The sequence below is a fragment of the Micromonospora sp. NPDC007208 genome (genome assembly GCF_042869175.1).
In the GTDB taxonomy this organism is placed as follows: domain Bacteria; phylum Actinomycetota; class Actinomycetes; order Mycobacteriales; family Micromonosporaceae; genus Micromonospora; species Micromonospora foliorum.
On record NZ_JBIAFG010000022.1, the window covers coordinates 84,177 to 98,760 of the forward strand.

The 14,584-nt window shown below is 72.9% G+C and carries 11 protein-coding genes; 7 read left to right on the forward strand and 4 right to left on the reverse strand.

The genetic code is table 11. The features are described 5' to 3' along the window. Positions 1–140 precede the first annotated feature (140 nt). From ACFYL6_RS30635 to ACFYL6_RS30645, 3 genes are all read left to right on the forward strand, one after another. The gene (locus ACFYL6_RS30635) at positions 141–1,967 is read left to right on the forward strand and encodes a DUF2079 domain-containing protein (protein ID WP_387176618.1); all 1,827 of its coding nucleotides are present in this window, start codon (positions 141–143) and stop codon (positions 1,965–1,967) included. Positions 1,968–2,028: 61 nt separating this feature from the next. Next, on the forward strand, positions 2,029–2,670 hold the full coding sequence (lipB, locus tag ACFYL6_RS30640) for a lipoyl(octanoyl) transferase LipB (protein ID WP_387176620.1): 642 nt from the start codon (positions 2,029–2,031) through the stop codon (positions 2,668–2,670). A gap of 48 nt (positions 2,671–2,718) precedes the next feature. Then, positions 2,719–3,111 carry a VOC family protein gene (locus ACFYL6_RS30645; RefSeq protein ID WP_387176622.1) on the forward strand — a complete coding sequence of 131 codons (393 nt, stop codon included), beginning with the start codon at positions 2,719–2,721 and terminating at the stop codon, positions 3,109–3,111. A gap of 50 nt (positions 3,112–3,161) precedes the next feature. On the opposite strand, the gene aspS is transcribed toward ACFYL6_RS30645, so the two are convergent. Next, a complete protein-coding gene (gene aspS / locus ACFYL6_RS30650) occupies positions 3,162–4,448 on the reverse strand; it encodes an aspartate--tRNA(Asn) ligase (protein ID WP_387176624.1) in 1,287 nt (428 codons plus the stop codon). 453 nt (positions 4,449–4,901) lie between these two features. Between aspS and lipA the strand changes: the two genes are divergently transcribed. Beyond that, positions 4,902–5,897 carry a lipoyl synthase gene (lipA, locus tag ACFYL6_RS30655; protein ID WP_387176626.1) on the forward strand — a complete coding sequence of 332 codons (996 nt, stop codon included), beginning with the start codon at positions 4,902–4,904 and terminating at the stop codon, positions 5,895–5,897. A 53-nt stretch (positions 5,898–5,950) separates the two neighbouring features. Then, on the forward strand, positions 5,951–7,645 hold the full coding sequence (locus ACFYL6_RS30660) for a hypothetical protein (RefSeq protein ID WP_387176628.1): 1,695 nt from the start codon (positions 5,951–5,953) through the stop codon (positions 7,643–7,645). A gap of 91 nt (positions 7,646–7,736) precedes the next feature. Here the strand turns inward: ACFYL6_RS30660 and ACFYL6_RS30665 are convergent, their stop codons facing one another. Together ACFYL6_RS30665 and ACFYL6_RS30670 are read right to left on the reverse strand one after the other, a co-directional pair. Continuing rightward, the gene (locus ACFYL6_RS30665) at positions 7,737–10,808 is read right to left on the reverse strand and encodes an AAA family ATPase (RefSeq protein WP_387176629.1); all 3,072 of its coding nucleotides are present in this window, start codon (positions 10,806–10,808) and stop codon (positions 7,737–7,739) included. Between the two features lie 38 nt (positions 10,809–10,846). Further along, complete coding sequence (locus ACFYL6_RS30670) at positions 10,847–11,017, reverse strand: hypothetical protein (protein WP_387176631.1); 171 nt, start codon at positions 11,015–11,017, stop codon at positions 10,847–10,849. A gap of 207 nt (positions 11,018–11,224) precedes the next feature. Here ACFYL6_RS30670 and ACFYL6_RS30675 point away from each other — a divergent pair, with 207 nt between their 5' ends. Then, positions 11,225–11,911: a DUF4191 domain-containing protein gene (locus ACFYL6_RS30675; RefSeq protein WP_124822539.1), complete on the forward strand. Its 687-nt coding sequence runs from the start codon at positions 11,225–11,227 to the stop codon at positions 11,909–11,911. A gap of 326 nt (positions 11,912–12,237) precedes the next feature. Here the strand turns inward: ACFYL6_RS30675 and ACFYL6_RS30680 are convergent, their stop codons facing one another. Next, entirely contained in the window at positions 12,238–12,636 is a 399-nt protein-coding gene (locus ACFYL6_RS30680; protein WP_387176633.1) for an RDD family protein, read from the reverse strand. Between the two features lie 263 nt (positions 12,637–12,899). Here ACFYL6_RS30680 and glnA point away from each other — a divergent pair, with 263 nt between their 5' ends. After that, positions 12,900–14,324: a type I glutamate--ammonia ligase gene (gene glnA / locus ACFYL6_RS30685; RefSeq protein WP_238659037.1), complete on the forward strand. Its 1,425-nt coding sequence runs from the start codon at positions 12,900–12,902 to the stop codon at positions 14,322–14,324. Positions 14,325–14,584 lie beyond the last annotated feature (260 nt).

Consider the following 14,584-nt stretch of genomic DNA (forward strand, 5'->3'; position numbering starts at 1 on the left):
TGACATGGGGCACACTCACACATTCACGACGGACGCTGTGTACGCCAGACCGTCGACGTGGCGGGCCTAATCCGTCCCCAACGGTCCCCTCCTTGCAGGTCTGACCGGCCCGTCCAGGTCCGGTTGGTAACGTCCGCTGCGTGCCGTCCTCCCCGTCGCTGGCCACCGGGCCCGCACCCGCGTCACCGCCGCGCACCGTCCGGGACCGCCGGGCCGACCTGATCGTCGTGCTGGTGGCGCTCGCGCTCGCCGTCTGGGTGACCAGTGGGCTGTGGCGGGACCCGAACGTCCGCACCATCACCGTCAACTCCAGCGACCAGGCGCTGTTCGAGTGGCTGCTGGCCTTCGGCGGGCACGCGGTCACCCACGGCGACAACCCGCTCTTCACCTACCTGATCAACGTCCCGGACGGCGTGAACCTCGCGGTCAATACCTCGATCACGGTGTACGCGGTGGCCTTCGCCCCGCTGACGTACCTGATCGGGCCACCGGCGACGTTCCTGGTGATCCTCACCCTGAACCTGCTCGCCACCGCGCTGGTCTGGTACTGGCTGCTCTCCCGGCACCTGGTGCGCAGCCGCCTGGCCGCCGGGATCGGCGCCCTGTTCATCGCCTACTCCCCCGGCATGGTGTCGCACGCCAACGCGCACCTGAACTGGACCGCCGGTTGGCTGGTGCCGCTGCTGATCTGGCGACTGTTCGCACTGCGCCGCCCGGGGCACTGGCTGCGCGACGGGCTGATCCTCGGCGTGCTGGTCGCGGTGGCCTTCTCGATCGCCGCCGAAGGGCTGTTCTTCACCGCGCTGGCGCTGGGGGTGTTCGTCGCCATCTGGGCGCTGCACCCGGCCAACCGCGTGGAGGCACGCGCCGCGCTGCCCAATTTCCTGCGCGGGCTCGGGGTGACCGCCGTGGTCGCCGGCGTGCTGCTGTCGTACCCGTTGTGGTTGCACTTCGCCGGGCCACAACGGTTCCACGGCACCGGCTTCGACCCGCTGATCCACTCCGAGGACATCGCGGCGTTCGCCGCCTTCCCGCGCCGCTCGCTGGCCGGCGAGGCCGGGTTGGGTACCTCGCTGGCACCGAACCCGACCGAGGAGAACTCGTTCTTCGGCATCCCGCTGCTGGTGCTCACCGTGGTCTGTTTCGTCGCGCTCTGGCGGCGGGCCGACGCGCACCGCCGGGCCACCCTCTGGGCGCTGGGCGTCCTCGCGCTGGTCTTCACGGTGCTCTCCTTCGGGCCGGTCGCCAAGGTCGACGGCCGACGCACCGACCTCCCCATGCCGTTCGACCTGGTCGGACAACTGCCGGTGGTGAACGCCGCGCTACCGGCCCGGCTGGCGCTGGTGGTCGCGCCGGTGATCGGGCTGCTGCTGGCGTACGCCGTCGACCAGTTGCGCGCCGCGCCGCCCCGGTACCGCCCCACGGAGCTGGCCTGGGTGCTGGGTTTCGCGGCGGCCCTGGTGCCGCTGCTGCCCACCCCGCTGCTGACCGACGAGCGGGAGCCGATCCCGCGCTTCATCACCTCCGGCACGTGGCGGGACTACGTCTCACCCGAAGGGGTGCTGACCCCGGTGCCGTTGACCGTGGACATCTACCCGGACGGCCAGCGGTGGCAGGCGTACGCGTTGTCGCACCGGCAGGGCGAGTTCGAGATCCCGGGCGGCTTCTTTCTCGGCCCCGGCGGGCCGGGCGGGCGGGGCCGGATCGGTCCGGTGCCGCGCACCCTGAGCGCGTTGATGGACCAGGCCGGCCGTACCGGGCTGGTCCCCATCGTCACCGACGGAACGATCCGGGAGGTCCAGTCGGACCTGCGGCACTGGCGCATCGAGACGGTGGTGCTTGCCGACGAGGTGCACGGCGCGAAGTTCGAGGTCGACGAGAAGGCGCTGCTGCGTACCGGCACCGCCCTGTTCGGCGAGCCGCAACGGGTCGACGACGTCTGGCTCTGGCGCATCCCGCCGGCCTGACCGAGGCCGGTGAGGCGGCTCACCAGGGAAGATCGCCCCTGGCGGGACTAGGCTGGACGCCGTGACGACGACGACCCCCGGCCTGACGGCCGTCCGCGCCGGCCTGCTCGACTACCAGGCCGCCTGGGACGAGCAGCGGCGCCTGCACGAGTCGGTGGTGGCTGGCGAGAGCGGCGACACCGTGCTGCTGTTGGAGCACCCGAGCGTCTACACCGCGGGCAAGCGCACCGAGCCGTGGGACCGACCCGTGGACGGCACTCCGGTCGTCGACGTGGACCGCGGCGGCAAGATCACCTGGCATGGCCCGGGGCAGCTGGTCGGTTACCCGATCCTGCGCCTGCCCGACCCGGTGGACGTGGTCGCCTACGTGCGCCGGACCGAAGAGCTGCTCATCGACGTGTGCGCCGAGTTCGGGCTGACCGCCGGTCGGGTCGAGGGGCGCAGCGGGGTCTGGGTGCCCGAGGACGACCGGGGGCCGGCCCGCAAGGTGGCTGCCATCGGCATCCGGGTGGCCCGGGGCGTCACCCTGCACGGCTTCTCGATCAACTGCGACTGCGACCTGACGTACTTCGACCGGATCGTGCCGTGCGGCATCCGGGACGCGGGCGTCACCTCGCTCACCGCCGAGCTGGGCCGCCCGGTCGGCGTCGCCGACGTGCTGCCGGTGGTCGAGCGCCGACTCTCCACCCTCGTCACGGTCTGAGACCCGGCCGCGCGCCGGGGTGACCGACGGTCGGCCTACCCTCGGCAGGTGCAGATCGATCTCGTCACCATCGTCGTCAGCGAGTACGACCCGGCCATCGCCTTCTTCACCGGCGTACTCGGCTTCGAGCTGGCCGAGGACTCCCCGTCGCTGACCAACGACGGGCGACCGAAGCGCTGGGTGGTGGTCCGCCCGCCGGGCGGCGGCACCGGGCTGCTGCTGGCCCGCGCCGACGGCGAGCGGCAGGAGGCCGCGGTGGGCGACCAGACCCACGGCCGCGTCGGGTTCTTCCTCCAGGTCGACGACTTCGACGCCACCTACCGCCGGATGGTCGAGGCGCGCGTCGAGTTCGTCAAGCCGCCGCGCACCGAGCCGTACGGCCGGGTCGCCGTCTTCCGCGACATCGCCGGCAACCTGTGGGACCTGCTCGGCCCCGCCTGAGCCCCCGCCGGCCCCCTCCATTCGATCGAGTGGGCCGGCAGGGCGCCCGCCTACGGAGTCAGGCGGTGCAGGTCGCGCGGGAACGCCGTGACCTCCCGGATGTTGGCCGCGCCGACCAGCCGGGCCACGAACCGTTCCAGCCCGATGGCGAAGCCGCCGTGCGGTGGCATGCCGTGCCGGAACGCGTCCAGGTAGCCGACGTACGGCTCGACCGGCTCACCCCGCGCCGCCAACGCCGCCAGGTAGTCGGCGTGCCGGTGCAGCCGCTGCCCACCGGTGACCAGCTCCAGACCCCGAAAGAGCAGGTCGAAACCGTTCGAGTACGCGGGCCGCGCCGGGTCCGGGTGGGTGTAGAAGGGCCGCTTCGCCATCGGGTAACCGGTGACGAAGAGGAAGTCCGACCCGTGTTCGCGTAGGGCCCACTCGCCCAGCGCCCGTTCGTGGGCGGGCGCGAGGTCCGGCTCGTCGGCGGGTGCGCCGGCGATCGTCAGCGCCTCGGTGAAGTGCACCGCCGGGATCTCCGCCGGCACCTGCGGCGGCGTGACGCCGAGCGTCGCCAGAGCGGCGCCGGCCCGCCCGCTCACCGCGTCCAGCATTCCGGCCACTGTGTCGCGCAGCACGCGCATCACGTCCCGGTGGTCGGTGACGAAGCCCAGCTCCGCGTCGAGCGACGTGTACTGCGCGAGGTGCCGGACGGTGTCGTGCGGCTCGGCCCGGAAGACCGGCCCCACCTCGTAGACCCGTTCGAAGACGGCGACCATCAGCTGCTTGTAGAACTGCGGTGACTGGGCCAGGTACGCGGGCCGGCCGAACCAGTCCAGCGCGAACACGTTCGCCCCGCTCTCGGTGCTGGAGCTGACCACCTTCGGCGTGTGGATCTCCACGAAGTCGTGGGTGTCGAGGGCGGCCCGGAAACCGGCCACCGCCGCCGCCGAGATCCGCAGCGCGGCCGACCGGGTGGGGTGCCGTAGCGCGGTGGGCGCGTTGTCCAGCTGGGTGGGCAGGCTCGCGGTGAGCGCCGGCCGGTACAGGTCGAACGGCGGTGGCACGGCGGGCGGCCCGAGGGGACGTACCGTCGGGTCGGTCAGCTCGACCCCGGCGGGCGCCGTGTCGTTCGCGGTGGCCGTCGCGGTGACCTCGACGACCGTCTCTTCGGTGAGCTTCTCCAGCTCGGCGCGGACGGCCGGGTCGGTGACGACCACCTGGGCCAGGCCGGTGGCGTCCCGCACGATCAGGAAGGCCACCGACTTCAGCAGTCGGCGGCGGTGCACCCAGCCGGCGATCCGCACTGTCGTGCCGATCCTGGCGGGCAGGTGCTGGGACAGGGTTCGTTGCATGGCGTACTGCTCCTCGGTCGATCGCCACGCCGTCGCCGCCCTGGGGTGGCGAAGCGTCGCATCAGCCCCAGGGAGGTGTGGGCGAGCGGGAACCTCGCGGTGCCACCACACCTTCGCCCCCGGCCGAAGCGGGGGCCTCGTTCGTCGCCTGATGACCGGGGCCAGCCGGGCGGGCTCTACTGGGCGCGGGTGACCCGCGGCCGTTCTTCCCGCAGCTCGGGAGGGTCTTCGCGCCCCGGCGCCAGACCGCCTCTCAGCACCGGCGGCTCTCTGCGCTGGCGGGTCGGGGGCTACTCGGCTCCGTCGTCGCTGTTGGCGGTGACCGTAGCACCCGAATCCCGCTCGTGTGACGCACATTTTCGACACCCCGGTGTCCGGCGTCACAACGTTTGCGGCGTGACGCCGGTCGCCTGACGCACATAGACACCTGCCGTCCGGCGTAGGCTCATTTTCGTGACGATCGAGCACTCCGCGCCGACGACCGGCCAGGCAGCGCGCACCGCAACGGCGGCCCCCGAGGGGCGGCGTCTGCTGCGGATCGAGGCGCGCAACGCCGAGACGCCGATCGAGCGCAAACCGCCGTGGATCAAGGTCAAGGCCAAGATGGGCCCGGAGTACACCCAGCTGCGCGGGCTCGTCTCGCGCGAAGGGCTGCACACCGTCTGCCAGGAGGCCGGCTGCCCCAACATCTACGAGTGTTGGGAGGACCGGGAGGCCACCTTCCTCATCGGCGGTGACCAGTGCACCCGGCGCTGCGACTTCTGCCAGATCGACACCGGCAAGCCGGCCGAGTTCGACGCCGACGAGCCGCGCCGCGTCGCCGAGTCGGTGGTCTCGATGGGGCTGCGCTACGCCACCATCACCGGTGTCGCCCGTGACGACCTGCCCGACGGCGGCGCCTGGCTGTACGCCGAGACCGTCCGGCAGATCCACGCCCTGCAGCCCGGCTGCGGCGTCGAGCTGCTGATCCCGGACTTCAACGCCGTCCCCGAGCAGTTGGCCGAGGTGTTCAGCTCCCGCCCGGAGGTGCTGGCCCACAACGTGGAGACCGTGCCGCGCATCTTCAAGCGCATCCGGCCCGCGTTCCGCTACGACCGCTCGCTGGACGTGATCCGGCAGGCCCGCGCCGACGGCCTGGTCACCAAGAGCAACCTCATCCTGGGCATGGGCGAGGAGCGGTCCGAGGTCTCGCAGGCGCTGCGCGACCTGCACGAGGCCGGCTGCGAGCTGATCACCATCACGCAGTACCTGCGCCCCTCGCCCCGGCACCACCCGGTGACCCGCTGGGTCAAGCCGGAGGAGTTCGTGGAGCTGCGCGAGGAGGCCGAGGAGATCGGCTTCGCCGGGGTGATGAGCGGGCCGCTGGTGCGTTCGTCGTACCGGGCCGGTCGGCTCTACCAGCAGGCCATCGACGCCCGCGCCGCCGCCTCGGTCGCCACCGCCAGCTGACTCCGCCGCAGCGCCGCACGGGCCGTTCGGCGCCCGGGTGTCATGATCCTGTGATGACCGTCGGCGTACGCGAGCAGCCGCGCGGCGCGGGCTCCCCCCGCCCGCGGCCCGGCGCACGTCCCGGCCTGGTCGGTTGGCTCACCGGGTTGGCCGTGCTCGCCGGGCTGGGCTACCGGCTCTGGCTGCTGGGCCACGCCGCGCCGCCGACGAACAGCGACGAGGCCACCATGGGGCTGGCCGCGCTGCACATCGCCCGGGGTGAGGGCTTCCCGGTCTGGTTCTACGGCCAGCAGTACATGGGCACACTGGAGGCGTACCTCGCCGCACCGGTGTTCGCCCTCGCCGGTGGGCCGTCTCTGCTCGGCCTGCGGTTGCCAACGCTGGCGCTCTACGCGCTGTTCCTGCTGCTGACCTGGCGGTTGACGCTGCGGCTGACCGGGGACCGGTGGTTCGGGCTGCTGATGGTCGCGCTGCTGGCCCTCGGCTCCGACCGGATCATCAAGAACCAGCTGATCGCCGGCGGCGGCTATCCCGAGATGAACGCGGCCGGGGCGGCGCTGGCCCTGCTCGCCGTGGATCTGGCCACCGGCCGACCGGCCGACGCTGGGCGACCCGGGCTGACGGCCGACTCCGGACGACCCGGCTGGCGGCTGGCGCGCTGGGCGACGTGGGGGTTGCTGGCCGGGCTGATGCTCTGGGTCGATCCGCTCGTGTTGCCGTACGTCGCGGCGACCGGCGCGGTCCTCGTCGGGTTCTGCCGCCGGGAGCTGTGGGGTGCCGCCGGGGCGCTGCTCGGGGCGGCGGCCGTGCTGGGTGCGGCCCCGCTGCTGCTGCACAGTCTGCTGACCGGGCGGAACCCGCTGCACGCCGTGCTCGCCGCCAGCGGTGCGAACGCCAGCGCGGGCTGGCCGGACCGGCTGCACGGCGGCCTGGTGCTCGGCCCCGGGCTGGGCCTGGGCTTCTGCGCTCCCGGCCAGTGCGCCACCTGGCAACTGTGGTGGGCGCTCGCCCTGCCGGTGCTGCTGGTCATCGCCGCCGCCGCCGCCTGGCGGGCCCTGCGCACCCCCGACCCCGCCCCTGCCGCTGGCGGCCCCGGCGTGGTGTCACCTCGGGTGGCGGCGGCGGTCCGGTTGGCGCTCGTGCTGGCCGCGGTGGCCACACTCGGCGCGTACACCGTGAGCAGTTCCGCCGGGCTCACCCCGGTGGAGAGTTCCCGCTACCTGTCCTGCCTGCTCATCACCCTGCCGGTGCTGCTCTGGCCGGTGTGGACGGTGGCCCGGCACGGGCTGGGTTCGGTGACGACCAGCCGGCCCGGCATCGGGGCGACGCTAGTCCGGTCGGTCGCGGTGGTGTTGCTCGCCGCCACGCTGGGCACCGCCGCCCACGCCACCTGGCGGGCGGCGGAGACCGTCCCGGCGACCCGGGCCGCCGAGGCCCGGCACACCGAGTTGGTGAGCACCCTGCGCCAGCTCGGCGTACGGCACGTACGCGCCGGCTACTGGACCTGCAACCGGCTCACCTTTGCCAGTGCGGAGCGGGTGGTCTGCGCCGTCGTCGACGACACCCTGCGCCCCGGCTTCGACCGCTACCCCGCGTACCGCCGGGAGGTGGACAGCGCGACCGCACCGGCCTGGGTCGCACCGGCCGGCTCGCCCCTGGCGGAGGTCCTCGACGAGCGGCAACGGGTGACGCCGGGCAGCCTCGACCTGGTCACGATCGAGGGCTGGCGCATCTACCTGCCGCGCTGATCTCGCAGCCTCGGGTGCGCGCCGGCCGCGGCCCGCGTCAACGTGGAGCAGCGGTCTCGGTTGCGCGCCGGAGCGGCGGTCTCGGTGCGCGTCAGCGCGGCCCGGCGGCCTCGGTGAGCAGGCCGAGGCGGTGGGCCAGGGCGGCGGCCTCCACCCGGTTGGTCACGCCCAGCTTCGCGATGATCCGGGAGACGTGCACGCTTGCCGTCTTCGGGGAGATGAACAGCCGCTCGGCGATCCGGCTGTTGCTGTGCCCCTCCGCGACCAACCGCAGCACCTCCCGCTCCCGGGCGGTCAGCAGGGCCGCGCCGGCACCACCCCCGGCCGCACCGCGCAGGCCGACCCGCCGCGCCAGGGTGGCAGCCGCCTCGACCAGCGGCGCCGCGCCCAGCCGCCGGCCGATCTCGGTGGCCTCGGTGACCGCCGCCGCCGTCTCGTCGCGTTCACCGGCCGCGGCGGTCGTCTCGGCCAGCGCCAGCAACGCCCGGCCCAGCGGGTAGGGCTGCCCGTCGGCCCGCCACGCGTCGACCGCCGCACGCCACGCCGGCAGCGCCTGGTCACCGACCGTGAGCAGCGCGGTGACCTGGGCGGCGTGCGCACGGGCCGCCGGGTGCCGCGCCGGCAGGTCGGTGGCGAGCGCCGCCACGGCGGCGGCCAGCTCCCGGTCGCCAACCCGGGCTGCGGTACGCGCGGCGGCGCTGAGCACCGGCCAACCCTCCCGGGGCAGCTGCGGCAGGCTCTCGTCGGCCACCGCGACGCGCGCCGCCCGTACCGCCTCGATCTTGTCGTCCGCGGCCAGCGCCGCCTCGATCGCCAGCTCGTGCAGGGGCAGGCGGTGGTTCGGCCACAGGTACGGCCGACCGAGGAAGGTGAGCGCCCGGTCGACCAGCTCGTCGGCGCCCGGATGGGCGCGGGCCAACCGCAGCCCGGCACCCAGCTGGAGCCAGTGCAGCCCGGTGACACCGGACAGGTCGATCCGGGCGGCCTCCGCGCAGACCGCCTCGGCCTCGTCCCACCGACCCAGCGCGATGAGCGCCTCGGCCCGGTTGGAGAGCAGGTACGCCCCGGTGGAGCGGCTGATCCCCACCCGTCGCGCCTCGGCCACGCCGGCCTCGGCGGCCTGTGCGGACTCGGCGTAGCGGCCCAACTCGCAGAGCATGTCCGACTCGAACACCATGGCGAGCACCAGGGTCGGCGCGTCCCCCGCCGCACGGGCGGCGGCGGCCGCCTGGCCCAGCTCGGCCAGGCCCCCGGTCAGGTCCCGCTCGCCGTGGCAGAGCAGCGCGATCCGCGTCGACAGCAGCGCCACGTTCACCCCGAACGCCTCGGCGTCGGTGGCGGCCTCGGCCGCCACCCGGGCCGCCTTCTGCGGGTCGATCTTGACCAGGTGGGTGGCGATGTCGGCGAGCAGCCGGACCCGCTCCGCGCCGGGCGGGCCACCGGCCGCCAGGCGGTACGCCTCATCCAACTCGCGGCTGCCGTCGCTCTTGCCGAGCAGGGCCATCAGTCGACCCCGCTGGTCCAGCAGGCGGGCGGCGCGCAGCGGCGCGGCGTCGGCGTCCACCTCGGCCAGCCCGGCCCGGGTCAGCGTGATGGCCCGACTGAAGTCGCCGGCGGTGACCGCGGCGTCCAGGGTCTGCTCCAGCAACGCCAGGTGGTCCATGCCGAGCAGGTCGGCGGCGTCCGGCACCAGCTCCCACAACTCCAGCGCCCGCTCCAGCAGTCGGCGCTGCTCGGCGTACGCGTACCGGTCGGCGGCCGCGCCCGCGGCGGCTCGCGCGGCGACGAGGGCACGCGGGTGGTCGTGCGCCGCGTACCAGTGGTGGGCGATCTCGGCCGGCGCCCGGCCGGCGGCGACCAGGTGCGGCTGGGCCTCGATGGCGGCGGCGAAGCGGGCGTGCAGCCGGGCGTGCTCACCGGGCAGCAGCTCGTCGTGCACCGCCTCGCGCACCAACGCGTGTCGGAACTCGTAGTCCCCGTCCCGGTCGGCCACCACCAACTGGGCGGCGACGGCGGCGCGCAACGCGTCCTCCAGCTCGGCCTCGGGCAGCCCGGCGACCTCGGCGAGCAGGTCATGGGCGAAACGGGTGCCGCCGGCGGCGGCAATCCGCAACACCCGCTGGGTTGGCTCGGGGAGCCGGTCCACCCGCGCCAGCAGCAGGTCACGCAGCGTCTCGGGGAGCGCCGCGCAGCCGATCGGGTCACCGGCGACGGTCAACTCCTCGATGAAGAAGGGGTTGCCCTGGGTGCGGTCGTGGACATCGTCGACGGCACGGGCGAGCGGCTCGGCACCGAGCAGGTCGGCGAGGATCGCGGCGGTGCCGTCGCGGTCCAGGCGGCCCAGCTCGACCCGCTCCACCCCACGGGCCCGATCCAGCTCGGCGAGGAACGGGCGCAGTGGGTGCCCGCGCTGCAACTCGTCCGTACGGTAGGTGCAGACCAGCAGCAGCCGGCCCGGCCTCGCCGCCCGGACCAGGAAGCCGATGAGGTCGCGGGTGGAGCGGTCGGCCCAGTGCAGGTCCTCGATGATCAGGACCAGCGGGCGAGCGTCGGCCAGCCGCTGGAACAGCTCGGCGACCAGGTCGAACAGGTAACCGCGCGGGGCGTCGCTGAGGGGGACGACACGCGGCGCGGCCAGCGTCGCGGAGGCGCGGCCCAGCTCCGGCAGGAGCGGAGCGAACTCCGCCTCGTAGCCGGCGAAGACCTCGGGGCCGTCGGCGCGGAGCACCGCGCGCAACGCGGCGGCGAACGGGGCGAACGGCAGACCCGCCTCGCCCAGCTCCAGGCACTGGCCGACGAGCACCCGCGCCGCGCCCTCGGTGGCCCAACCGGCGAACTCCTCCAGCAGCCGGGTCTTACCCACACCCGCCTCACCGCCGACCAGCACGGTGGTCGGCTCCCCGGCCCGCGCCCGGCCCAGCGCCTCGCGCAGTGCCGCGGTCTCGCGGTGACGCCCGACGAGGACGGAACTGGCGGCGCGTACGGTCACGTGTTCGAGCATGCCATGGCGACCCGCGCCGCCCACCCCGCCGACCGGCCGGCGGCCGGGCGACGGGGTCGAATCGGGTCGAGCCGCCACCCCGGCCGGCGCCGCGAACGTGGCAGCCACGCTGGGCGCGGTGGACGTGGCAGCCGCGCTCGACGCCGCGACCGTGGCAGCCACGCTCGGCGCCGCGACCGTGGCAGCCGCGCTGGGCGCGGTCACCGGCGGGCGTCGCTGGTGCGAGCGGCCTGCCTGCGCCGGCCCAACCACCCGCGGCTGACGGGACGCGACAGCGACCGGGCGAGCCGGTCCGCGGCCGCGTCGGCGCGCAGCTCGGCGGCGTGGGTACGGTGCAGGGTGAGCAGGAAATCTGCGTCGTTGCCGAACATGTCGGGCTCCTTCGTGGCGTCGTCGTCTTCTGCTGACGACTCTTCGCGCGAAGGCCCCACCCCGGCATGGGCACGGCGCCTCATCTTCCCCGCCCGCAGCCTCCTTACCCGGCCGGTCCGGGCGGGTAAGGCGACGTAAGGTACTCAGCTGCCCCGGCACCCGGACGCGGATCAACCGGGCCGGCGGCGACCACTAGACTCTGCGACATGGCAAAGCCCCAGGAGAAGGTCTCGTTCGGCCAGCGGCTGAAGCAGATCGGGATGGTGTTCCAGTTCACCGCCAAGCAGGACCGGTGGTTCGCGCCGTTGGTCGCCGCGGCGGTGCTGCTCCCGCTCGCGCTCACCGTGGTCGCGGTCATCCTCTGGGGCTGGATCTGGCTGCCGATCGGCATCCTGTTCATCCTGCTCGCGGTGCTGATCGTGCTCAACCTGCGGTCCAACAAGGCGATGATGAACGCCGCCGAGGGGCAACCCGGCGCGGCGGCGCAGATCATGGAGAACATGCGCGGCGACTGGCGGGTGACCCCGGCGGTCAGCTCGACCACCCAGATGGACATGGTTCACCTGGTGATCGGCCGCCCGGGCGTGATCCTGCTGGCCGAGGGGAACCCGCAGCGGGTGCGCGGCCTGCTCGGCCAGGAGAAGCGGCGGCTGTCCAAGGTGATCGGCTCCGCTCCCCTGCACGACTACGTGATCGGGCAGGAGGAGGGCGAGCTGCCGATCCGCAAGCTCCGGACGACGCTGCTACGCCTGCCCCGCGCCCTCTCCGGCAAGGACGTCAACTCGCTGGACAAGCGACTCAAGGCGCTCACCGCCCGGCCGCAGATGCCCAAGGGCGCGATCCCGAAGAACATGCGGCCGCCAGGCGCCTTCCGCCAGTCGCGGGGCCGCTGACCCCAGGTGTACGCGTGAAAGAGCCGGACCCGCACGGGTCCGGCTCTTTCGCGTACACCCTCATGCCGCCTGCCCCCGACGCGCCGCCCGCCCCGGCCGCAGGCCCCGGCCCGTGGTCCCCGGCCCCGCCAGGTCCCACTCACCGCCTCGCCGCCGCGCTGGCGGCCATGATCGTGCTCGATCCTGGATGTAGTTGCCTCGTGCGCGGTGGATGCCACTACATCCTGGATCGAGTGCGATCTTGCCGGTCGCCGGTCGCCGGTCGCCGGTCGCGGGTCGCGCGGTCGCGCGGTCGCGGGGCCCCGGGTCGGCCTTGATGGGTCGGCTCAGGCGCGGGGGGCGTCGACGACGACCGAGTCGGCGAGTCGGTCGTGCAGGCCGCGCCGGTGCTCGTCCATGATCAGCGCGGGGACGATCAGGGCCAGCAGCAGGCCACGGATCAGCCCTCGGAGCACGCCGATCCGGCCGCCGTCGTGCCAGTTCACGCAGCGGATCTTGGTTATGTACATGCCCGGCGTCTGGGCGAACAGGCCGAGGAAGATGCCGTAGACCAGCACCAGCACCAGCACCGGCGCCCAGCCGTCGCGTACCGGGTCGGCGAAGAAGTTGGACACCAGCAGGCAGAGCACCCAGTCGATGATCAGCGCACCGAACCGCCGACCGAGGGTCGGCGCGGTGAAGGTGGGGTCGGTGGCCGGCGCTGCCGGGAGGTGCGGATTGGTCACAGCGGTCAAGGGTATCCGCGCCGGGATGAGGGCCGGCCGGGTGCCACCGCCGCTGCGTGCCGATTCAGGCCAAAGGCATCAGATGTCATTACACTGGCACAGTCGGTACGGCGTTCCTGGCGGGCCGGAGGCGTGGACAGGGGTGTCGCTGACGCTCCGCGAGGGACGTAACACGGCAGAAACAACGGAGACACGGCCGGGCAACCCCCCGGCCCTAGCGTCGCCAGAAGCCTAGCCACCCCGTGGACGTGCCAGGAGGATGTGTGTTCGCCAATCCCGAGGAACTGCTGCGATACCTCAAGAACGAGGACGTGAAGTTCGTCGACGTTCGTTTCTGTGACCTGCCCGGCGTGATGCAGCACTTCAACCTGCCGGTCGAGTCCGTCAACGACGACCTCTTCACCGACGGCCTCGCGTTCGACGGCTCGTCGATCCGCGGTTTCCAGGCGATCCACGAGTCGGACATGCTCCTGCTCCCGGATGTCGCCACCGCGTTCATCGACCCGTTCCGCGCGCAGAAGACTCTCGCGCTCAACTTCTTCATCCACGACCCGTTCACCCGCGAGGCCTACAGCCGCGACCCGCGCAACGTGGCGAAGAAGGCCGAGGCCTACCTCGCGGCCAGCGGCATCGCCGACACCGCCTACTTCGGCGCCGAGGCGGAGTTCTACATCTTCGACTCGATCCGCCACGAAACCTCGGCGCACCAGTCGTTCTACTACATCGACTCGATCGAGGGCGCCTGGAACACCGGCCGCGAAGAGCCGGGCGGCAACCGCGGCTACAAGACCGCCTACAAGGGCGGCTACTTCCCCGTCCCGCCGGTGGACCACTACGCCGACCTGCGCGACTCGATCGTGCGCCGCCTCGTCGACACCGGCTTCAACGTGGAGCGCTCGCACCACGAGGTGGGCACCGCCGGCCAGTCCGAGATCAACTACCGGTTCTCCACCCTGCTGCACGCCGGTGACCAGCTCCAGCTCTTCAAGTACATCGTGAAGAACGAGGCCTGGGCCAACGGCAAGACCGCGACCTTCATGCCCAAGCCGCTCTTCGGCGACAACGGCTCCGGCATGCACACCCACCAGAGCCTCTGGCTCAACGGTGAGCCACTGTTCTACGACGAGACCGGCTACGCCGGCCTGTCCGACATGGCCCGCTGGTACATCGGCGGTCTGCTGCACCACGCCCCGTCGCTGCTGGCCTTCACCAACCCGACGGTCAACTCGTACCGCCGCCTGGTGCCGGGCTTCGAGGCGCCGGTCAACCTGGTCTACTCCCAGCGCAACCGCTCCGCCTGCACCCGCATCCCGGTGACCGGCGCGAACCCGAAGGCCAAGCGCGTCGAGTTCCGCGTCCCGGACCCGTCGGCCAACGTCTACCTGGCCTTCTCGGCCATGATGATGGCCGGCCTCGACGGCATCAAGAGCAAGATCGAGCCGCCGACGCCGATCGACAAGGACCTCTACGACCTCCCGCCGGAGGAGTGGGGCGACGTCAAGCAGGTGCCGGGCTCGCTGCCGGCCGTGCTCGACTCGCTCGAGGCCGACCACGACTACCTGCTCGACGGCGGCGTCTTCACCCCCGACCTGATCTCCACCTGGGTCGACTGGAAGCGCGCCAACGAGGTCGACCCGGTGCGTCTGCGCCCGACCCCGCACGAGTTCGCCATGTACTACGACTGCTGAGCAGTCACTGCACCACCGGCTCGGGCCGGCTTCGCGTTCGCGGAGCCGGCCCGACCCGTTTCCCCCTTTCGACACCCTCTCCAGCGACGCGGATCTTGGCGCGAAGTGCGGCGGGGGCAATGGGGCGGGAGGTGTGGCAAGGCTCAGGGTGTGAGGACGCGGGGCGCAACTCCAGGGATGTTGCTGCCTCCGACGCCCGGGAGGCAGCAGTTTCCCTGCAGTTGCGCGGATCTTGGGTCTGACCTCGGCCAAGATCGTGC